Genomic DNA, 20,829 nt, shown 5'->3' on the forward strand with positions numbered 1-20,829 from the left:
GGCACAGGATTATATATCATTAAAGCTGAAAGTGCAGGTGCAAGCAAACTGTTCAAAGTTGTAAAAACAAACTAGAATTATAAAACAGTGTATTTGAAAGGGTTGCCATCAGGCAACCCTTTCTTTTTTCAGTACGTCGTCGTTTTTTAAAATAATTGTTAGTTATTCTTGTTTTTGTTTTATTAATTTTCTCCTGAATTAGATACTTTTGAATAAGCTTAGCTTAGGGGCAATTTTTACTAAATACATTCATGTAATATGAAAATACATTTTTCAGTTAACAGTGTTAAGTATGTTATATTATCAGTAATAATATCATCATCTCTGCTTCAGGCATGTAACAGCGATAAAATTGAAGAAAAAAGTTATTACACCTTCACAGGTGAGCTTGTGGGGCAGTATTTACAGGCACGTCCGGATGTTTATTCTGAATTTGTAAGGCTTCTGGATACAACAAAAGTAATGAGTTTATTGAATGCCTATGGTGAATATACCTGCTTTGCACCTGACAACGAAGCCATGTGGGCATTTTATAAGGAGAAAGGCCGAACAGATTTGTCTGAATTCCCATTGGATACCCTGACTAAAATAGCGTACGATCATATTATAAATGGTTTTGTTGTGCCTACCGATTTGTTCGTGGAAGGTCGCCTGACCCAGAAAACGATGAGTGACAGGTATATTTCAATTACCTACGCAAGCTTTAATACAGGTGATCTCACCATTAAGGTAAATAAAACATCACCTATCCTTCAGCCAGATATTGAACTTCATAATGGTGTGATTCACGAAATTGGGGAAGTGTTGAAGCCAAGTGAAAAAACGCTTGTTGAAGCCTTATCTTCAGATCCGAAATTCAAGTTGTTCTACGCGGCGCTGGTTGCCACAGGTCTGGATGAAAAACTTACTCCTGTGGAAGATGAATCATATGATCCGGATGCTTTTTATATTGATCAGTCAGCAGCAAATGTCCGGGTCCCTAAAACCAGGAAATATGGGTTTACAGCTATGGTGGAAAGTGATTCAACATATGCGACCTATGGAATTACAAATCTTGATGAACTCTCTGCATATGCAAAACAGATATATGATGTAGTATATCCCGGTGATGCCGGAATAACAGACATAACGGACCGTAGAAACAGTCTGAACCGGTTTGTGGCATACCATCTCATAAACAAGGAAATAAACTATGTAAATTTCATTATTCACTGGGATGAAACTGATCATTCCATTAAATCCTATAATATGTTCGAGTATATCGAAACCATGTGCCCGAATACATTGATGGAAGTACGGACTAACAGAGGGACAAGTGAAACGAACCTTTTCAATATGGTTGATCCGGACAATACACAAAGTGCTATACGACTTAATCCGAATAATTACGATAATGATGCGATAAACGGGGTGTATCATGAAATAGATAAAATTCTGGCCTATGACTTTCAGTTTGCCGGTTATATTTCCAGTAAGCGTCTGAGAATGGATGCGGCCAGTTTTTTCCCTGAATTCATGAATAATAATATCAGAGGGAAAGTGAATGTGGCCGGCATTAATTCTGAACTGTGGAAATTCCCACCGGGATATATTGAAAGGGTCCAGGTTTCCGAAGGAACCGAATTCGGGTATTTTAATGCCGACAACCGCTATCTCGATTATCAGGGTGATGAGGTTTATTTAAGAGGATTGTACGATTTTACGATTACTACACCATGTGTCCCCGCAGGAACGTATGAAGTGCGGTTTGGATGGAAAGTTGAAACCAAACGTGGTGCAGCTCAACTTTACTGGGATGGAATACCCTGTGGTATCCCACTTGATCTTAGGATATTCGCAACAGATCCGACCATCGGATATGAGCTGCCCGGATCAAATTCAGCTGATCCGCAGGGGTTTGAAAATGATAAGATGATGCGAAACAGGGGCTATATGAAAGGCCCTGCCAGTTTTCAGGCGGCAAATACGACATGGTTTACCGGAAACGCCCGTGTGAATGATGGGTATTTGAGAAGAATTCTTGGAATATATACCTTTAAAGAAGCAAGTACACATACATTTTCTGTTAAAGCTGCCCGTTCAGGAGAATTTATGTTCGACTTTCTTGAATTTGTTCCGGTTGAAGTGCTGGAAACAGAAGGAATTGATTAGGGTAATAATTGCTTTTATTTCCGGGGATCAGGGTAATGAAGTGTAATGTTGCGTGTAAGTTGCGCTAAACGTCTTATCATCACATAGTCCATTATCGATTCACAGGTATCATTAAAAACTAATAATAACTATATATGAAACTTAAATTTTTACGCAAAACTCTTGCGGCTGTATTAATGTTAACAGGTTTACTGTTAGCTGTAGATTCCGGCGCACAGGATAATTATGGCATTTATCTTCCCGGTGGAAACGGAACATCAAGCAACGTTGATATTTCAGGTCTGAATCTGACCACACTACCATTTACCGTTGAAATGTGGATAAAACCTGAAGGTACACAGGTCGCTTATGCCGGCCTGTTTTATCACAGAGGTGCCTCAAATGCCGGTCTTTACTATGCGGCAGACTGGGAAGGCGTTAATATGCTCAGACTGGATTATGGTGGCGATAAGGTTGTAACTCCAGCTATATCAACAGACGAATGGCATCATGTGGCTGTTGTTGTTACCTCCGGTTCAAAAACAATTTATGTGGACGGGGTGTCTCTTGCATCCAACACAACGGCAAATTCACCTTACGATTTTACCGGTGGTGAGCTTTACCTTGGGTATGATAAAGCCATAATAAGCAGAACCTTTAAAGGAATAATGGACGAAGTGAGGGTTTGGAATACTGAACGCACGCTTCAGGAACTTGAAGATAATAAAACCAGGACTCTTAATGGCGATGAACCGGGACTGGTTGCATATTATAACTTTAATGATCAGGCGGCTGAAGCAACAGACCTGACCGCCAGTCATAATAACGGGACCATAACCGGCGGTACCTATGTGCCATCACTGAGTCTGGCAGATGATGACGGGGATGGTATTCCGGCCTATCAGGATAACTGTCCGGATGTATATAATCCGGAACAGTTTGATTTCGATAATGACGGAATCGGTGATGAATGTGATGATGATCTGGATGGTGACGGTATTGTAAACGATCTAGATAATTGTGTGGATCTGCCTAATCCTGATCAAACCGATGTGGATGGTGATGGGATAGGTGACGATTGCGATCCGGTAGTTCCGGAAGGATTGAATTATGGCCTTACCTTCCCCGGTGATGGTAATGCAAACAGTAATGTTGATATGTCAGGATTCGATTTGAAAACCTTACCGTTTACGGTTGAAATGTGGTTCAAGCCTAATGGTAACCAGGTGGATAATGCCGGCCTGTTGTTTAATCGTCCCGGAAACTTCGGTTTACAGTATGCTTCCGGATGGCAGGGCTCCGGAAGAATTCGTTTTATAACCGGAGCGGATATGATCCCCGGAACTTCTGAAGTTGATTACGGCACAGTATCCGAAGCCACCGTTACACCAAATGAATGGCATCATGTAGCGTTTGTTCTGACTGATTCAACACGCCTGTTGTATCTGGATGGTGCTCTTGCTAAATCAACACGCGCAGGAACAGCGGATTCAAAATATACGCCCTTCGATTTTTCTACCGGAAATCTCTTTATGGGATGGGATAGTGATGTAGCCAGCCGAACATTTAAAGGCATGGTCGACGAGGTCAGGATTTGGAAGTCAGCCAGGACTCCGGAGGAAATTGAGGCCAATAAACTTGTAGTACTGAATGGCGATGAACCGGATTTGTTTGCTTACTATTCCTTTGATGACCGTGGTGGGATATTCGGGGCAAATATTACAGATGTAACTGCTAATGATAATACATTCGACAGAAGTGAAGCCACATTCTTTTCTCTGTCTGATCTGTTCAGTCAGATGGAATTCAAAAGTTCTGATGCTTCTCAGCCTGCTAAATACGTAAATACGGCTACACAGGATAATGTGGTGATGTGTGTAGAGGTTGTTACGCAAAATATGTTTAATCCGCTGTCTCTTGGTAAAATGTATCTTTCCACAACAGGCACGACATCTTTGTCAGATATTCAAAATGTGAAGATATACGCTACAGGAAATGATTCAACATTCAGTGCTGATGCATTGGTTGCAGAAACAGGTTCAGCACCGGGCACGTCTGTAGAACTTGTTGCTGATTATCAACTCGTAAAAGGTAATAACTACTTTTGGATCACTTATGATATCAGTTCATCGGCAAGCAAAGGTGATATTCTGGATGCAGTATGTGACTCCATACTGATTACCGGAGATGTTGAAGAAACGTATATTCCTGAAACAACAGATCCCGACGGCGCATTGGAGATTAATCCGGATATCTTTATTCATTTTGTGAAGGAGCCAATTGACGTGATCACAACCAATGGTTTTGTGACGGCTAACGGATCAAACTTCGTTTCATTTCAGCAGGATGCGGTTACAACGTATAAAGGTTATCAATATGTTGCTTACTGGAATAAAGCTAAACATGTATGCCTGGCACGCAAACAACTGCCTGATGGGAACTGGGAGGAAATTGATTTTACAGACTATACTTCAGGGCATGATTTAGGGGATAATCATTATACCATATCTTTCGGAATCTGTGAAAAGGATGGTTCCATTCATATTGCATTCGATCATCACAATGATGCACTTAAATACAGAGTGTCTGATCCGGGTTTGGCCAATGATCCGGAAACAGCAGACTGGAGTGCATCTTCATTTGGTTCCATTCAAAATTACCTCGTGAATGGACAACCGTTAACGGATGCGACATTTGCCGGTGCAGTCACCTATCCACGTTTTATTTCTGAACCAAATGGTGATCTGATGTTTGAGTGCCGAACCGGATGGAGCGGTGATGGAAATTCGCATCTTTGGGAATACAACGGAAGCTGGAGTTACATTGGTGAATATCTTCACGGAAGAGAAGATGGAATGCCTGCTGGTTATACAAGTAAATGTGGATATATAAACGGTTTGCATTACACACCGGGTGGCACACGATTGCACGTGTCGATGGTTTGGCGTGAAACACCGACAGCATCAACGAATCATGATGTTTCATATGCATATAGCGATGATAACGGACGTACGTGGTATAATGCAGAAGGCACAAAGATTGCAACAACCGGTACAGATCCGCTGAATTACAATAAATCAGGGTTTAAAGTTTACAATGTAGGTGAAAACAGGGGATTAATTAACCAGGAAGCTCAGGCAGTAGACAGTAAAGGCGGAATACATATTCTGCAATCCTATATGCTCGATTCTCAGCCGGATAACAGTGCATGGCCGGGATCACGGCAGCCTGCCTGGTTGCGTCATATTTACCAGGATGAATCCGGTGTTTGGCAAAGTGATCTTATTGCCTCAGTAATGGTTGACAGAAGTGATATTGCTGTGGATGCGAATGACAACCTATATGTGGTTACACCCGGGTATAGGGTCTATTTTGCTTCTGCTGCCGATAAGTGGCAGACATGGACCGAGTTTGACGTTTCAGAGAGTAACACCGCGACGGCTGAAGGCCTGATTGATCGTGAGTTATTGCTGAATCAGAATATACTCTCATTTGTTTTCGCACACAAGGATCTGGATGGAAAACTGATCATTCCGTATTATAAACTGGGAACAAACACATCGGTAGATAAGGTGTTTTCAGAAAAGAATCTCAATGTGAGGTGTTATCCCAATCCATCAGAATCAACCTTCAGTCTGGTGTTGAAAGGCGCTTTCACTTACCAGGTTTATGATATTAATTCACGATTGGTAGAGGATGCTGTAGCAAAAGATCAGTGTATTATTGGATCTGCCCTTGAAAAAGGACTCTATATTGTAAAAGTGGTTCAGGATAACCAATCCACAACTAAGATGATAATAAAGAATTAGGATAAAACAAACGGATATAAAAAAGGGATCTTCAAAAGCGAAGATCCCTTTTTTGCGTTATAATGTTTTGCTTAATCAAGCAGTTCATTTACTTTCCGTACACCTTCAGCAGAAGACGTCAGTTTTTCTTTCTCTGCTTCGGATAATTCGATTTCAACGATTTTTTCAATACCGTTTTTACCCAGTACACAAGGAACACCCAATGAAATGTCATTCAGTCCGAATTCGCCTTCAAGAAGAGCAGAGCACGGGAACATCTTTTTAGAATCCTGTGCAATGGCCCGTACCAGCTCTGATACTGCTGCTCCCGGGGCATACCAGGCACTTGTACCTAAAAGTTTGGTGAGCGTAGCGCCTCCGACTTTAGTCGCTTCAACAACTTCCGACTGAACATCTTCACTCAGGAATGCTGAAACAGGAATGCTGTTGCGTGTTGCTTTTTCAATTAATGGTACCATACCGGTATCACTGTGTCCGCCAATTACCATGCCTTCAACATCAGATGAAGGACAGTCAAGGGCTTCAGCCAGTCTGTATTTGAATCGGGCGCTGTCAAGAGCTCCTCCCATGCCGATAATTCTGTTTTTAGGTAATCCAGTAGCCTTATGCGTAAGGTAAGCCATGGTATCCATCGGGTTACTTACAACAATGATAATAACCTCCGGTGAAAACTTAATCAGGTTTTCAGCAACGGTTTTTACAATACCGGCGTTAATACCGATTAGTTCCTCCCTTGTCATGCCGGGTTTACGTGGAATACCACTTGTAATGACTGCTACATTACTTCCTGCTGTTGCCGAGTAATCATTGGTTACACCAGTTACCTTGGTGTCAAAACCATTCAACGATGCAGTCTGCATCAGATCCATGGCTTTACCTTCTGCAAAACCTTCCTTGATATCAACCAATACAACCTCTTCTGCGAAGTTTTTAATTGCAATGTACTCAGCGCAACTCGCACCAACGGCACCTGCACCTACTACTGTTACTTTCATCTTTTTTTAGTTTTTATAGTTTATTATTTTCGTTTGTTTTCAGGAGTCGCAAATATATAAATTATTTTAATTACAGAAATATTTCCTTAATTGGAAATCGCTCTGCAGGCTATTTTATAAACATTACAAATAAAACAACAAATGCTCCGTTAAGTTTCATCCTTATTCCTGTTTTATAACAGATTAGTGTGATCATTTAAACCAGATCGGAGGTTAAAATTACTAAGCCCTTTTAATTACTGCAAAATTGTTAACTATTTTAAGTATTCGTGTTAAAAAAAGATATGAAACACTACTTTTGCAAAAAAATTAATTCATAAAGGAATGGCATTACAGTGTGGAATTGTAGGATTACCGAATGTTGGGAAATCAACCCTGTTTAATTGTTTGTCGAGCGCAAAGGCTCAATCGGCAAATTTCCCGTTTTGTACCATTGAACCGAATGTTGGTGTTATTACGGTTCCTGATGAGCGGTTGAACAGACTTGCTGAACTGGTAAAACCGAAACAAATTGTTCCCGCAACAGTTGAAATTGTTGATATTGCAGGTTTGGTAAAAGGTGCAAGTAAAGGCGAAGGACTGGGCAACAAATTCCTGGCAAATATTCGTGAAACAGATGCTATTATCCATGTGTTGCGTTGCTTTGATAATGACAATATCGTTCATGTGGACGGTTCAATAAATCCGGTTCGCGATAAAGAAGTAATCGACACAGAACTGCAGTTAAAGGATCTTGAGACTGTTGAGAATCGCCTGCAAAAGACAGAAAAAATCGCCAAGGTTGGTAAGGATGCTGATGCAAAACGTCTGGTTGAGGTACTGAAAAGATATCAGTCAGCTTTGCTCGAAGGTAAATCTGCCAGGACTGTGGAACTATCAGATCCGGAAAAGGCAGTGGTGAAAGACCTGTATCTGTTGACGACAAAACCGGTTCTGTATGTCTGTAATGTAGATGAAACAGCGGTAAAAACCGGAAATAAATATGTAGAGGATATTAAAGAAGCCGTGAAAGATGAAAATGCGGAAGTTATGTTGATCGCTGCCGCAACAGAATCCGATATCGCAGAGCTGGAGGATTACGAGGAGAGAAAAATGTTTCTGGATGATCTCGGGCTGGACGAACCCGGTGTTTCCAAACTAATTAAAAAAGCCTATTCTTTGTTGAATCTGAAAACATATTTTACAGCAGGGGTCCAGGAGGTGAGAGCGTGGACATTCCACAACGGTGATAAAGCCCCCCAGGCAGCCGGCGTAATACATTCTGATTTCGAAAAGGGTTTCATCCGTGCTGAGGTCATAAAATATGAGGATTATGTCAGTCTGGGTTCGGAAGCAGCCTGCAAGGAAAAAGGGAAAATGGCCATCGAAGGAAAGGATTATGTCGTTCAGGATGGCGATGTGATGCATTTTCGGTTCAATGTTTAAATCTTTATTTAGAATTACTTACGGGTAAGAATGGAATAAAATGTCTGTTCAGTATGTCAAATAATGTTCAGGCATTGACAATTAAAGCTTTTTCGGCTGATACTTTTTGGTGTTGTTGAACGTTATAATTTAGAAAGACTTAGACTAAACAGAAATTTGATTTTTTTAAGAAATTTTAATAAATTACAGGTAAATTAATTAAACTTGAAACACGCGTTAAGAACCATATTACTGGCACTTATAGTCATCCTTTTTGCTTGTGAACGTGAAGATGTGAATCTGGATCCCAATGCCAGGTTACAGTTTTCCGTTGATACACTCTCTTTTGATACTGTGTTTACTACCGTAGGTTCAGTAACCCTGAATTTTCGCATATACAATCCTTATAATAAAGACCTTGAAATTTCAGAAGTTGCATTAAGCGGAGGTGAATTGTCGCCTTTCCGGATAAACGTTGATGGTTACGATGGTGGTATAGATCAAAAGGTGACCGATGTAATAATCCGTGCAAAGGACAGTATGTACGTATTTGTTGAAGCTACACTGGATGCAAATAATGGAAATCTTCCTTTGATTATTACCGACTCATTATCTTTTATTACCAATGGTAATCAGCAATTTGTTCAGCTGGTGGCTTACGGGCAGGATGTTCATCATTTAAACGTTGAAAATGCAGAACGTACCATCGATATCCGTTTGAATGATGTCGTAACCAAAGCAATTCTACTGAATACAACAGAACTGACGAATGACAAACCATATCTTGTTGAGGATCATATTGTGGTTGATTCCCTTGAAACACTCACTCTGAACGAAGGTGTAATATTGTACCTTGAGAAAAATGTAAGCATTTTTGTTAAAGGTACCTTTAAGGTTAAAGGAACCCTGGATAATCCGGTCCAGATCCGTGGTGCCAGGCTTGATGAATTATTTGAAGGACTGCCATATGAAAAGGTGCCCGGACAATGGGGCTATATTCATTTACTGGCTGGCAGTAAGGATAATGAAATTGATAATGCCAGAATCCGTAACGGAATCATTGGTATTCAGGTGGATTCCGTAGTTACACAAAACAAACCAACCCTGAAGATTTCTAATTCTGTAATCCAGAATATGACAGCAGCCGGAATTTATGGTTTAGGTTCTGTGATTGAAGCCAGTAACTGTGTGATTTCAAATTGTGGACAATTTAATGTCTATTTGGGTATTGGGGGAAGCTATAGTTTTCTGCAGTGTACCATAGGAAATTATTATACCTGGGGCAGAGATAAAACGCCTGCAGTCGTTTTGAAAAATTACTATGAATCTGCTGATAAACAGATTGTTGCAAGAGATTTGAAAAGGGCGGATTTCATTAACAGTATTATTTACGGGACTCTGCAAACGGAAGTCGCTTTGGTAAATACCTTTGATTATGAGCCTGTGGATGCGGAATTCAATTATCTTTTCGATTATTGTATTATTAAAGGTAAAACAGACCTGGATACCTTGGATGGTACTCATTTCAGACATGTTATGTGGGACAGGGATCCTATGTTTGTCAGTCCGTCAGAAAATTTTGATTTCAGTCTTGATTCCTTATCTCCCGCTGTCAATGCCGGTAATGCGGAGTTTTTGACTGAAGACACTGAATATGATATTTTTGGAAATTACCGCTTAAAAGATGAAGCACCCGACCTTGGAGCCATTGAATTTGTTCCTAAGTCCAAAAAGGAATAAAACCCTTTTACTGATCATTCTTTTTATTACTCCCGTTCTGGTAAATGCTCAGAATGAAAAGGAATGTAAAGTCATGTTTTATAATGTGGAAAACATGTTCGACCACATGAATGATTCCCTGACTAACGATGGAGAATTTACGCCTGAGGGGCAAAGACACTGGACGTCATATAAAGCAACACAAAAGATCAATAATATTGCCAGGGTAATAATTGCGGCCGGAGGTATGAATCCTGTGGATTTGGTAGGCCTGGCGGAAGTTGAAAACCGGTATGTTTTGGACAAACTGACCAGGTATTCTCCACTTCAGAATTTAAGGTATGCTGTTATACATAAGGAATCTCCTGACAGAAGGGGGATAGATGTGGCCTTGCTTTATAAGAAAACTTCTTACAGTCCTTTAATAAACAGGTACATTCCGGTCACTACTTCTGATCCGGAATTCAGAACACGGGACATCCTGTATTCCAAAGGAATACTTAACAGGGCAGACACAGTGCATATCTTTGTTAATCACTGGCCATCCCGCTATGGCGGCGTAGTTGCCTCAAGGCCTCTTAGATGTAAGGCTGCAACTATCTTAAAATCCATGACAGATTCCATCCTGAGCAGCAACCTTAACAGTAATATTATTATCATGGGCGATTTTAACGACTATCCCTGCGATGAAAGTATTACCAAATGTCTCGGTGCCGGTAAAAAGGGGAGGCTGGTTAACCTGGCCTTGTATTCCGATGATGACGGATCGTATAAATACCAGGGCAGGTGGGGCTTTTTGGATCAGTTTATAGTGAGCAGTTCCTTATATGAGCGCAAGTCCAACGGGCTGATATTGCTTAAGTATGAATCTGTAATCAGTTTTCCGTTTATGCTTGAAAAAGATGATAAATATACGGGAGATAAACCATTCAGAACCTTTAGCGGGTATCGGTATAACGGCGGATTTTCGGACCATCTTCCTGTGATGATAATTTTGAAATAAGCGCTTATTATCGTTATTTTACTTCATGTTTAGATTTCTGTGTATAAGTTTACTTGCATGTATTTTTCTGTCCTGTTCTGCACAGGACCTGGATGTTTATTATGCTGAAAACTCAGAAGAAATTCTGGATTCCATATTAGTCAATCAAACTTTTACTTCTCCGGAAGATGTTGCGCTTTCCTTGGTAGGAATGCCGTATAAATCGCATTCTTTAGAAGTTCAGGGAAAGGAACGGCTGGTGGTTGATTTAACCGGTTTCGATTGTGTTACTCTGGTGGAAAACAGCCTTGCACTTTATATGGCAAATGGATCAAAAGCATCTTTTTTAAAGAATTTACAAGGGTTAAGATATAGAAATGGTGAAATTATTGGCTATTTAAGCCGGCTTCATTATTATACCGACTGGATTTTAAATGCAGAAGAATCCGGAATTTTATATGATGTGACTGATAGATTAGGAGGCCTTGAGTATAGTCCATCCGTATTTTTTATGAGTTCACATCCTGATTTATATCCTAAACTACAACGATTAACACAGATAGATTCATTAAAACAGCGTGAACAGATTTTAAGTAATACACACCTGTTGTTTATACCAAAGCAGAGACTTACCCCGGTAGCCACCGGTATTAAAAACGGTGATGTAATTGCCATTGCAACTAATATAAAGGGACTGGATTTTACGCATGTTGGTTTTGCATTGCGCAGGAACAACAGTTTGTATTTTTTACATGCATCTTCACAACATCATAAAGTAATGGTGTCAGCCGAACCTTTATCTGCTTACCTCGGGCAACATAAGCACATGTTGGGGATTGTGGTTTTAAGATTGAATGATTAGAGGTTATATTTCTGTAAATAAAATCGCCAGTGTAAATATTTTATTAATATTATGTTAAAATCGATAAAAATTCGTAATTTGCACAAAAATTCTACCTATGCATAGAATGTACAGAGTATTAACGCTGGCCATACTTTTTGTATTCAGTGCTTATATTAAGGGTCAAACCGTTTCTGAAAATGATTCATTGGCTCTGGTTGCTTTGTATAACTCTACCGGTGGTGAGAACTGGGTGAAGTCGGATAATTGGTTGACCGGTAATGTTAATACATGGTACGGGATAGTCTGTGAAGACCAGAAAGTTAAAGCCATTAATCTGAGTGGAAATAATCTTAAAGGGATATTGCCTGATGAGATTTATGCCTTAACAGATTTACGATATATTTACATATCGTTTAATCAGGTGAGTGGAACACTAAAGGAGGATCTGGGTAATCTGAATATGCTTGAAGTGTTTTGGGCTTCAAATAATCAGTTGACAGGACATATTCCCGGCGGAATTGGATCTGTGGACAGTCTAAAAACCCTCTATCTGAATAATAATCAGTTTGATGGTTCTGTGCCTGCAACGATTGGATCACTGCAGAATCTGGAAAATATCAATCTTAGTACAAACAGTTTTTCCGGTGCTTTGCCTCATAGCCTGGGAGATCTGATAAACCTTCGGTATTTGATTCTGGATCATAATGCATTTACGGATTCTGTTCCTGATGAACTGGTTAATCTGACAAAGTTGAAAACATTAAAGCTTGATAATAATTATTTTACTTATGTGCCGGATCTCACCAGTCTTACAAGACTTGTAAATACGCCCTTGAATGTCGTTTTTACCTTGCACACCAATTATTTTTGTTTTGTAGATCTGAAAAAGAACCTTAGTATTTCGGGTGATGAATCCAACTATTATCCTCAAAGAATATTTCCGTTGACCACGCTTAAGAATTTACATCCCGGCGACTCAGTCTATGTAAACCTGCCGGCATTAAGCTTTGTTGATACCAGCGATAGCAAAACTACTTTCAGATATCTACGTGATAGTAAGCTAATACAAGACTGGTCCGCTAATAGCGGATATTCAGTTCATTCAGCTACTTATGCGGATAATGGTTCCTATGTTTGTGAGGTGCATCACGAGGATTTTCCTGATATGACACTAAAAATTAGCAATGTAAGACTTTTACCGCCTTCTGGCTATTCATGGCTGTCGTTCGGTGTAAAAATAGATGGTCCGTTACTGGATACCATTGATTACGACATTGTGGCATTGAAAAAAACAGATGGTGTGTTTAATTCTGTATCCGTTAAGGATACGACTATGAACCAGAGAAAGGAATTCTTAATACCTACCGGGACATATCTGTTTAACCTGATTCCAAAAGGTAATGACTCGGTGCTGATGACCCGCTATCATAAAAACAGCATTCGTTGGGTTAATAATCAGGAATCGGTACTGGGTAACCGTAAAGATTATGCATTTAATGTGAGTTTTATTCCTAAGATATACGCTCAGGGTATAGGATCAGTTGCGGGTACAGTGAATGAGATTGATGCGATGTCCTCTGATGCAGGCGCTTCGGGAAGAGCAGGAAAGTTGAATGCCATGGTATTGCTGTATTCGGTTACAGATGGCAGATGGATAAATCAGCAGCTTACAGATGTGAATGGTAACTACAGGTTTGCCGGTTTGGATGAAGGTGAATATTCAGTATATGTGGATTTTCCCGGATTCGCTCAGGACGAGGTATGGAAATATAATGTTACTGCGGAAAATCCTGATTTTGAAGGGATAAACTTTACGATGTATTTGCAGGATAATGTGATTACTGATATTATAGTACCTCAGTTTACCCAGTCTGATTTGAAAGATATTACTGTATTTACAGATAATTTGGGGCAGGTACATGTACAGTCTGGTTTACAGTCCGGCAAAAATGCAGCGGTGTATATTTTCGATTTATCAGGAAAAAAGATGTATGCGCAACACGGTGAATTGAGACATGAAACCATACTTCCGACTCAATTGGAAAAAGGCATATACATTTTACAGATCGTTTCAGGCGAAAATAAAACAGCCAAAAAATTTATGGTCAGATAAACTCTGAATGGAGCAACTGATTAAAAGATACTGGAAGTTCGGATATGTATGTCCGGACTTCTTTTGTTATGGGATGTTCAAACTGCAACGATGAGGCATGAAGCAACAGTCGGCTGATGCCTGTTTTTTCAGCGATAATCTTGTTCAGCATCCGGTCTCCATGGTTATTATCCCCGATAATATCGAACCGTGCCTGTGCAAAATGCTGCCTTATCTGGTGCCAGCGACCGGTTTCGGGTGTAACTTCAACCAGACTCAGAGAGACATTCTCAAATTCTTTGTAGCAGATAGTTGTGGAGACCGTTTTCATGGTATTGTAATGTGTGACAGCATTTTTTGAACCGCGTTTGCCCTGGTTTTTTACCTTGTTATCAAATGTTCCTGAACCCGGATTTTCCCTGACAATGGCATGATAAGTCTTGGTTATTTTCTTTTGTTCAAACAGCAGTGTTAATTCATGTGCAATTTCGGGACTTAATGCCAGTAGTACAATCCCTGAAGTTTTGGCATCCAAACGGTGCACATTATAGACAGAACAACCCAATTGTTTCCCGATAACTTTGGTCAGGTAATCCGCATCGTGAGGCATTCCCTGTGTCATATGTATGGGCAAACCTTCCGGTTTGTCGACAACGAGCAAATAATCGTCTTTATACAGAATATCAATATCCATAATTGGTACAAAAGAACATAAATTATATAGGTTCAGAAAGCTGAACCAAAAATCTTTTGTAAATTGCTTTTTTTAAGACGAAAGATATAAGACACAAGACAAAAGATTGTTCTATTTATTAAAATAGTGCGCTCTTAAGTCCTCCTTTTTTATCCCGAAGCTTCGGGAGAGGTTTCCTGACCGAAGCGTCAGTACGGAGGATTTCTCGAAAAATCTTGTGTCTTACGTCTTGATTCTTACATCTTTTAAATATAACCCAATGAAACGAAAAGGCTTAAAAATCACAGGTGCTATTATTTTACTGATCTTGGTAGTTTATGCATTTCTTCCCCGCTATGCACAAAGAGCATTAATCTATCTTACCGTAGATATTGATGATTATAAAATATTTAATAACAGGGAAGTGGTGGCAGCTGATCCGGAACCATGGGAGAAAGCTCCGTCGTATGGCGAGGTGAAAATTCCGGATAACTGGGTAGATAGCCTGGCTCAGTATAACACTGTAGCCTATGCCATCATTAAAGACAGTATGTTGTTTTTGGATGAATACTGGATGGGCTATTCTGATTCAAGTTATTCCAATTCTTTTTCTGCAGGAAAAACCATTGTCGGATTTTCAATATTGTCTGCTATTGATCACGGATTTATTGAATCACTTGATCAGCGGGTATCAGATTTTGTGCCGGAATATGATAATCCTGAGAACAAGGATCTGCGCATCAGGGATGTAATGACCATGTCGTCCGGATTGAACTGGGTAGAGAGTTATGGTGGTCTTTTTAATACAACCACGGAATCCTATTATGGATCAAACCTGATGAGTCTGATAACAGGCTTAAAAGTTGAGGAAGAGCCGGGAAAGGTATTTAAATATAAAAGTGGAAATACACAGTTGCTCTCGCTGGTACTGGAAAATGCAACTAATATGACCATGTCGGATTATGTGGGCAAGTATTTTTGGACACCTATGAATGCACAGTACGATGCCCTTTGGAGCCTGGATAAAAAGAACGGTGTTGAAAAAGCCTACTGCTGTTTTAATTCCAATGCAAAGGATTTTGCACGTTGGGGCGAGTTAATGTTGAGCAATGGCAACTGGAACGGGAAACAGTTGGTATCGAAAGAATTGATGACCGAAGCCATGACTCCGGCAACATATCTGGTTGGTGAAGATGGCGATCCGGTGGATTATTACGGCTATCAGTTATGGATCCTGAATTATAAGGGCATGCATATCCCTTATATGCGCGGTATTCTTGGCCAGTATGTGTTTGCTATTCCCGAAAAGAATATGGTGGTGGTGCGCCTGGGAGATAAACGCAGCAGAACATATATCAACCACCATCCTAAAGATGTGTATACCTACATTGATCTGGCATTGGAGCTGACAAAATAATTACCGTATACAAATCCGGTAGGACATTACATAAATTACCAGAAGCACTGAACATGATTTTTATGGAGATTCGTAGTGAATCTTTAAATGTGAATGTATGAAAAATTACCATGCTATTGTTTGTATTTTAATTCTATTCATTCAGTTATCTGCTGTAAAAGGACAAAATCAAAATAACCAGTTTAAACCCGGAGATTGGTTTGAATGTGAAATGGAATTTGAAGATGTACCTGTATTTCGTAATCATACGGTTCACCAGGGAAGTGAACCTAAAAACACCCAGTTAATTTCACTCCGTTTTACCTGTTCTGAGATTGAAGACGGACAACCGGTAAGGTGGAGCTACAAAGTATTGCGCTATAAAGAAGTTGGTCCTACTTTTAGAATGAAGAGATATAGAAAAATGGACAATGTTTTTGACTTTGACTCATGGTATCCTGATTTTTTTATGGAAGATATAGATAGTATTAGAAAATCATTAACTGGAACAATAAGCATAGATGATCATGGTACTATTCTTCATGATTATAGGTATGATGTTCAATTTAATCTAAGAAATTTTCTTCCTTATAAATCCGGTAGTAGGGGGTTAGTCTCCTATTATGTAACAAGAAGTATTCCAAATAACAACAATACATTCCCAATGTTGATCGAAAAGACCTCCAAAATTATTTTTAACGCTAAAAATTATAGAAAAGAAGTATCAGATACTTCAGGATTAAGACAGTTGGATTATCTCGGGAATGCTATAAACTCAGAAAGGAAATATTTCATTAGAGGCATGAAAGAGTTTGGTCGTACTGTTTGTACAGCCTATTTTTTATCCAATGATTTACCTTATGCGTTTATGGATCAACACCAGCATAAAGTATTTGCCATTACCAATGCCAGTTTCCCTGTACCCACGATGGCTAGGGTGAAAATAATTGATAAAAGAACAAAAGCATCTCAAAAACCCAACAGATTTAATAATGAGATTCATATAATTCCGGGAAACTCTGCATTTATAATGGATGAATCAGGAAATCCTGGAATGATTTTGCTAGATTCAACTGCAAGCGAAAAAACATATGCATTAAAATGTGGTATTGGCTTTATTTTTTACACCGGAAGTGGTCAGAATTTTAGATTATTTATTGAGCCGGGCGATTCTATCCAGGTAACACTTAGGGATGACAATGTTGTAATCGGTGGGAGTCAAAACAGCAGTTGGTGGAATGATAATTCAGAGTTAAATGTAAAGGTGATTGAAGCAGCAGCTATTGATGCCGAATTTAAAAGTTATTTGCAGCTTTTACTGCTGCTAAAAACGAGATATTTTGCGTTAGACAGTCTTGAACCAGAGCAGTTCAAAACATCTATTCTGGATTTTTTTACGTTGAAATCCTATTACTACACTGGCCTTCCCGGTCAAGGTATGCCGGGAATATTCCATTTAGTAAGGCAATATAATAAAAGAAAAGACTACCTGATTAATGCTGTAGGTTCACCAACAAAAAAGGGGTTTGATTACGAGTATTACAAAAGTATTATTCAAAATACAGATTTTCCGCTCTACTTCGAATTGTATAGAACTTTAACGCGTGACGATAGCTATAATCAAATTGGTAAGGATATAAAGAAGTACGAAAATTTTAAAACAGTATGTGGTGATACCATATTAAAGAAGTATATTACCCAAATTCTTAATGGATATAAGGCATTACAGGTTGGTGAGATGCTACCCTTTCAAGATGTATTAACAGAAAATAATCAGAAGATAAGCATCCTTCCTGCCAGAGGTAAGTACGGTCTCGTATTTTTATACAGAGAAACAGATAGGGTAGATGAGTTTAAACTGCTTGTGGATAGTATTCCGGATTTTGTGCAAACAGTCTCTTACCGTGTAAATCATGATCTGTTGAAATTTTCAGATGGACTTCTTTCTTATAAATCTTTGAATGACGCGGATCATCTGGAACTCTATGGACACCCTTCACAAACCCGAAAGCTTGATAAATATATTATCGAGTCCCAACGTCCGATGCTGCTACTTTATAATGATAAGGGCAGGATTCTGTTAAATGAAAGTTTTGAAAGGGTGTACGGAAATGATATAGGATCATACAAAACGAAAATAGTAAATGCTATTGATGACTATAAAGACCAGTCAAAAAATGAGACAGCAGGTATATTGCTATTGATTGGTTTATCGGTACTGGTAACCGGACTTCTGGTAATGATGATCTACCGGATAGGAATTAACCGATTGAAGAAGCGCAATGCACAACAACAATTACTTCAGGAGCTTAAATTAAAATCGGTTCAGTCGCAGTTAAATCCCCATTTTATTTTTAATGCACTGAACTCTATTCAGCAACTTATAAATTCAGCGCAATCTGAGCTTGCTAACCAATACCTGGTTGGTTTCTCAAACTTACTTCGCGGTGTGTTGAAGAATGCAGATAAGAAACTGGTACCATTATCTGATGAACTTGAAATGGTCAGGAGTTACATGGAACTTGAAAAATTAAGGCTTGATTTTAAATTCCGTATTGATGTGGATTCCGACGTTTCAACAGAGCTGACAGAAATTCCGTATATGTTGTTTCAACCCTTAATTGAAAACAGCGTTAAACACGGGATTTCTAAAATTCCGGAGAGAGGAGAGATCAGCGTAAAGATTGAGGAAATTGAATCTGATATTGTGATAAGAATCCAGGACAATGGTCCGGGATTTGGCCATTTAACTCTGGATCAGTGCACGGAAAAAGGGAAGGGCCTGGTTTTAATTCAGGAAAAAATTGACAATATTTACGGAAATGATGGTCGGCTTGAACTTTCTTCAGGAGAATCGGGGAAAGGGGCAGAGGTCATAATTACGCTTAAAATCGGTTAGGAAGCATGATACATTGCGTCATTATAGATGATGAGGTCAGGGGCAGGGAAAATCTTGTCACTCTGGTAAAATTACATTGTCCTGAAATAAGTGTTGCCGGAACTGCAGATGGTGTTTCTGACGGATTTGAACTTTTGAATCAGACAAAACCGCAGTTACTGTTTTTAGATATTGAAATGAAGGATGGAACCGGCTTTGATCTGTTAGCCAAATTTAAAAATCCGGCGTTTGAAGTCATATTTGTTACTGCATTCGACCACTATGGTTTAAATGCGGTAAAATTCAGTGCTGTTGATTATATTTTAAAACCCATTGAGTCGAATCAACTCGTTAAAGCAGTTGAAAAGGCTAAACAACGGATTCAGCTAAAAGAAGAAAATATACGTTTGCAGAATCTGTTGCATAATATCTCACAGCCTGACAGAAATAAGAGAATCGCTCTTCCATTTGTTGATCATATTGATTTTGTGGAGGTAAAGCATATCATACGTCTGGAAGCCGATGGGAGTTATACCAGATTTATCACAACAACGAATAAGGAACTTCTGGTGTCCGGGAGCCTGAAAGAATTTGATGAGATTCTCTCGGTGCATGGTTTTATACGCACACATCAGGCCCATCTGATTAATCCAGAATTTGTTAAGACTTTAATAAAATCGGACGGTGGTTACCTGATTATGATGAATGGGGATAATGTGCCGGTTTCCCGGCTGCGGAAAACAGATGTAATACAAAGTTTAAAAGGATAATTTGATTATAATCAATAGGAAATAAGCTGACGATGAAAATACACAAACATAAAACAGGTGAAGGACATATTGCTGAAGTCGAATCAGAAGGTATCGTAATTTATTCCGCTGAAGATGCACTGGATTTGCTTGGCAATATGTATTACCAGGGCATAGAAAAGATCATCCTGCATCAAAAGAATATTACCCATGAGTTCTTTAATCTGAGAAACGGGATGGCCGGGGAAATACTGCAGAAATTCTCAAATTACCGGATGCGGCTGGCCATAATTGGTGATTTTACCAAATATGATAGTAAGAGTCTGAACGATTTTATTCGCGAAAGCAACAAAAACAGACACATTAATTTTGTTGGTTCGCTGGATGATGCACTTTCGGTATTAAACTAAACAAACTTTTGAAGCACTGTTCCGATGACATTTTTAGTCCGCTGCGATGTAAGGTTATAAACTGAACAAACGGTTTATCATCTAACATCAAGGCTAATGAAATACTTAAAAGGTGAAAAGCGTCTTCTACTGCTGATTTCGGTAGTATTCATTTCAATAAACAGTCTGGCACAATACTGGAAAACAAGGGACCAGGCTCAGCTGAAAAATTCTGTCAATTTAGGACTGAATGGTTTTTATACATCCTCGCTGTATATTAATTATGGAAGGATGATATGGCCAAATCATGAAATAGTTATCGGTATTCCGCTCGTTTCAGTGCCTGATTATCCCGAAAAAGGGTTTTTTCTGAATTACCGCTATCATTTTAAACCTAAAGTCAATGCGCTGTTTGCAGGACTGTTTTATAATTATTCCCAAATTGATGGTATCGTCAACCATTCCACGTATAATGGTGATATCCTGACGTCGTCACATGATTATCCTCATGTGACTTCCAACAGATCTTTTGGCGTTAATGTCGGTAAAAAATGGGTAACCAAGCCCGGAATCTGTTTTACAGCGAGAATAGGTTATGGTTTTAATCAGTTTGAAGCGGAGTGGAGTGAAGGCTATCCTGATATTGAATTTATGAATGATACAGATAATACGATGAACGTTCTGGGGCACATTGATTTTGAGCTCTCTGTAGGGTATGCCTTTAATTTTGTGCGGAAATAATGTAAAGGTTATTCAGGACAAATAAAAA

At 39.3% G+C, this 20,829-nt stretch carries 14 protein-coding genes; 12 read left to right on the forward strand and 2 right to left on the reverse strand.

Annotation, left to right across the window (positions count from 1 at the left end; all coding sequences use genetic code 11):
* The first annotated feature begins 258 nt into the window (after window positions 1–258).
* Both ACE1EF_RS08070 and ACE1EF_RS08075 read left to right on the forward strand, forming a co-directional pair.
* Window positions 259–2,151: a fasciclin domain-containing protein gene (locus ACE1EF_RS08070; protein ID WP_375720134.1), complete on the forward strand. Its 1,893-nt coding sequence runs from the start codon at window positions 259–261 to the stop codon at window positions 2,149–2,151.
* Window positions 2,152–2,285: 134 nt separating this feature from the next.
* On the forward strand, window positions 2,286–5,939 hold the full coding sequence (locus ACE1EF_RS08075; protein ID WP_375720135.1) for a BNR-4 repeat-containing protein: 3,654 nt from the start codon (window positions 2,286–2,288) through the stop codon (window positions 5,937–5,939).
* Window positions 5,940–6,010: 71 nt separating this feature from the next.
* Here the strand turns inward: ACE1EF_RS08075 and ACE1EF_RS08080 are convergent, their stop codons facing one another.
* Window positions 6,011–6,934 carry a malate dehydrogenase gene (locus ACE1EF_RS08080; RefSeq protein WP_375720136.1) on the reverse strand — a complete coding sequence of 308 codons (924 nt, stop codon included), beginning with the start codon at window positions 6,932–6,934 and terminating at the stop codon, window positions 6,011–6,013.
* A gap of 324 nt (window positions 6,935–7,258) precedes the next feature.
* Between ACE1EF_RS08080 and ychF the strand changes: the two genes are divergently transcribed.
* The 5 genes from ychF (at window position 7,259) to ACE1EF_RS08105 (ending at window position 13,996) form a co-directional block, all read left to right on the forward strand.
* Complete coding sequence (gene ychF, locus ACE1EF_RS08085) at window positions 7,259–8,359, forward strand: redox-regulated ATPase YchF (RefSeq protein ID WP_375720137.1); 1,101 nt, start codon at window positions 7,259–7,261, stop codon at window positions 8,357–8,359.
* 204 nt (window positions 8,360–8,563) lie between these two features.
* Window positions 8,564–10,078, forward strand: a complete 1,515-nt coding sequence (locus ACE1EF_RS08090) for a right-handed parallel beta-helix repeat-containing protein (protein ID WP_375720138.1) — start codon at window positions 8,564–8,566, stop codon at window positions 10,076–10,078.
* On the forward strand, window positions 10,023–11,060 hold the full coding sequence (locus ACE1EF_RS08095; RefSeq protein WP_375720139.1) for an endonuclease/exonuclease/phosphatase family protein: 1,038 nt from the start codon (window positions 10,023–10,025) through the stop codon (window positions 11,058–11,060). Before ACE1EF_RS08090 ends, ACE1EF_RS08095 begins: the two co-directional genes overlap by 56 nt.
* 25 nt (window positions 11,061–11,085) lie before the next feature.
* Window positions 11,086–11,901, forward strand: a complete 816-nt coding sequence (locus ACE1EF_RS08100; RefSeq protein WP_375720140.1) for an N-acetylmuramoyl-L-alanine amidase-like domain-containing protein — start codon at window positions 11,086–11,088, stop codon at window positions 11,899–11,901.
* A gap of 97 nt (window positions 11,902–11,998) precedes the next feature.
* The gene (locus ACE1EF_RS08105; protein WP_375720141.1) at window positions 11,999–13,996 is read left to right on the forward strand and encodes a T9SS type A sorting domain-containing protein; all 1,998 of its coding nucleotides are present in this window, start codon (window positions 11,999–12,001) and stop codon (window positions 13,994–13,996) included.
* Here ACE1EF_RS08105 and ACE1EF_RS08110 read toward each other — a convergent pair.
* Window positions 13,989–14,669: a pseudouridine synthase gene (locus ACE1EF_RS08110; RefSeq protein WP_375720142.1), complete on the reverse strand. Its 681-nt coding sequence runs from the start codon at window positions 14,667–14,669 to the stop codon at window positions 13,989–13,991. The genes ACE1EF_RS08105 and ACE1EF_RS08110 overlap by 8 nt on opposite strands.
* Window positions 14,670–14,928: 259 nt before the next feature.
* On the opposite strand from ACE1EF_RS08110, the gene ACE1EF_RS08115 reads away from it, so the two are divergent.
* From ACE1EF_RS08115 to ACE1EF_RS08135, 5 genes are all read left to right on the forward strand, one after another.
* On the forward strand, window positions 14,929–16,065 hold the full coding sequence (locus ACE1EF_RS08115; protein ID WP_375720143.1) for a serine hydrolase domain-containing protein: 1,137 nt from the start codon (window positions 14,929–14,931) through the stop codon (window positions 16,063–16,065).
* A gap of 97 nt (window positions 16,066–16,162) precedes the next feature.
* Window positions 16,163–18,943 (forward strand): sensor histidine kinase, encoded by a 2,781-nt coding sequence (locus tag ACE1EF_RS08120; protein WP_375720144.1) that lies wholly within the window; start codon window positions 16,163–16,165, stop codon window positions 18,941–18,943.
* A 5-nt stretch (window positions 18,944–18,948) separates the two neighbouring features.
* The gene (locus ACE1EF_RS08125; RefSeq protein ID WP_375720145.1) at window positions 18,949–19,692 is read left to right on the forward strand and encodes a LytR/AlgR family response regulator transcription factor; all 744 of its coding nucleotides are present in this window, start codon (window positions 18,949–18,951) and stop codon (window positions 19,690–19,692) included.
* Window positions 19,693–19,724: 32 nt separating this feature from the next.
* Window positions 19,725–20,081, forward strand: coding sequence for a DUF4180 domain-containing protein (locus tag ACE1EF_RS08130; protein ID WP_375720146.1), 357 nt, complete (start codon window positions 19,725–19,727; stop codon window positions 20,079–20,081).
* Between the two features lie 96 nt (window positions 20,082–20,177).
* On the forward strand, window positions 20,178–20,801 hold the full coding sequence (locus ACE1EF_RS08135) for a hypothetical protein (RefSeq protein ID WP_375720147.1): 624 nt from the start codon (window positions 20,178–20,180) through the stop codon (window positions 20,799–20,801).
* Window positions 20,802–20,829 lie beyond the last annotated feature (28 nt).

It is taken from the genome of Quyinboa sediminis (genome assembly GCF_042219855.1).
Lineage (GTDB): Bacteria > Bacteroidota > Bacteroidia > Bacteroidales > UBA5342 > JBHJHP01.

What these genes read in the sequence shown, in the direction of transcription:
- ACE1EF_RS08070 (WP_375720134.1), top strand. Translation starts at nt 259, where the DNA reads ATGAAAATACATTTTTCAGTTAACAGTGTTAAGTATGTTATATTATCA.
- ACE1EF_RS08075 (WP_375720135.1), top strand. Translation starts at nt 2,286, where the DNA reads ATGAAACTTAAATTTTTACGCAAAACTCTTGCGGCTGTATTAATGTTA.
- ACE1EF_RS08080 (WP_375720136.1), bottom strand. Translation starts at nt 6,934, where the DNA reads ATGAAAGTAACAGTAGTAGGTGCAGGTGCCGTTGGTGCGAGTTGCGCT.
- ychF (WP_375720137.1), top strand. Translation starts at nt 7,259, where the DNA reads ATGGCATTACAGTGTGGAATTGTAGGATTACCGAATGTTGGGAAATCA.
- ACE1EF_RS08095 (WP_375720139.1), top strand. Translation starts at nt 10,023, where the DNA reads ATGAAGCACCCGACCTTGGAGCCATTGAATTTGTTCCTAAGTCCAAAA.
- ACE1EF_RS08100 (WP_375720140.1), top strand. Translation starts at nt 11,086, where the DNA reads ATGTTTAGATTTCTGTGTATAAGTTTACTTGCATGTATTTTTCTGTCC.
- ACE1EF_RS08105 (WP_375720141.1), top strand. Translation starts at nt 11,999, where the DNA reads ATGCATAGAATGTACAGAGTATTAACGCTGGCCATACTTTTTGTATTC.
- ACE1EF_RS08110 (WP_375720142.1), bottom strand. Translation starts at nt 14,669, where the DNA reads ATGGATATTGATATTCTGTATAAAGACGATTATTTGCTCGTTGTCGAC.
- ACE1EF_RS08115 (WP_375720143.1), top strand. Translation starts at nt 14,929, where the DNA reads ATGAAACGAAAAGGCTTAAAAATCACAGGTGCTATTATTTTACTGATC.
- ACE1EF_RS08120 (WP_375720144.1), top strand. Translation starts at nt 16,163, where the DNA reads ATGAAAAATTACCATGCTATTGTTTGTATTTTAATTCTATTCATTCAG.
- ACE1EF_RS08125 (WP_375720145.1), top strand. Translation starts at nt 18,949, where the DNA reads ATGATACATTGCGTCATTATAGATGATGAGGTCAGGGGCAGGGAAAAT.
- ACE1EF_RS08130 (WP_375720146.1), top strand. Translation starts at nt 19,725, where the DNA reads ATGAAAATACACAAACATAAAACAGGTGAAGGACATATTGCTGAAGTC.
- ACE1EF_RS08135 (WP_375720147.1), top strand. Translation starts at nt 20,178, where the DNA reads ATGAAATACTTAAAAGGTGAAAAGCGTCTTCTACTGCTGATTTCGGTA.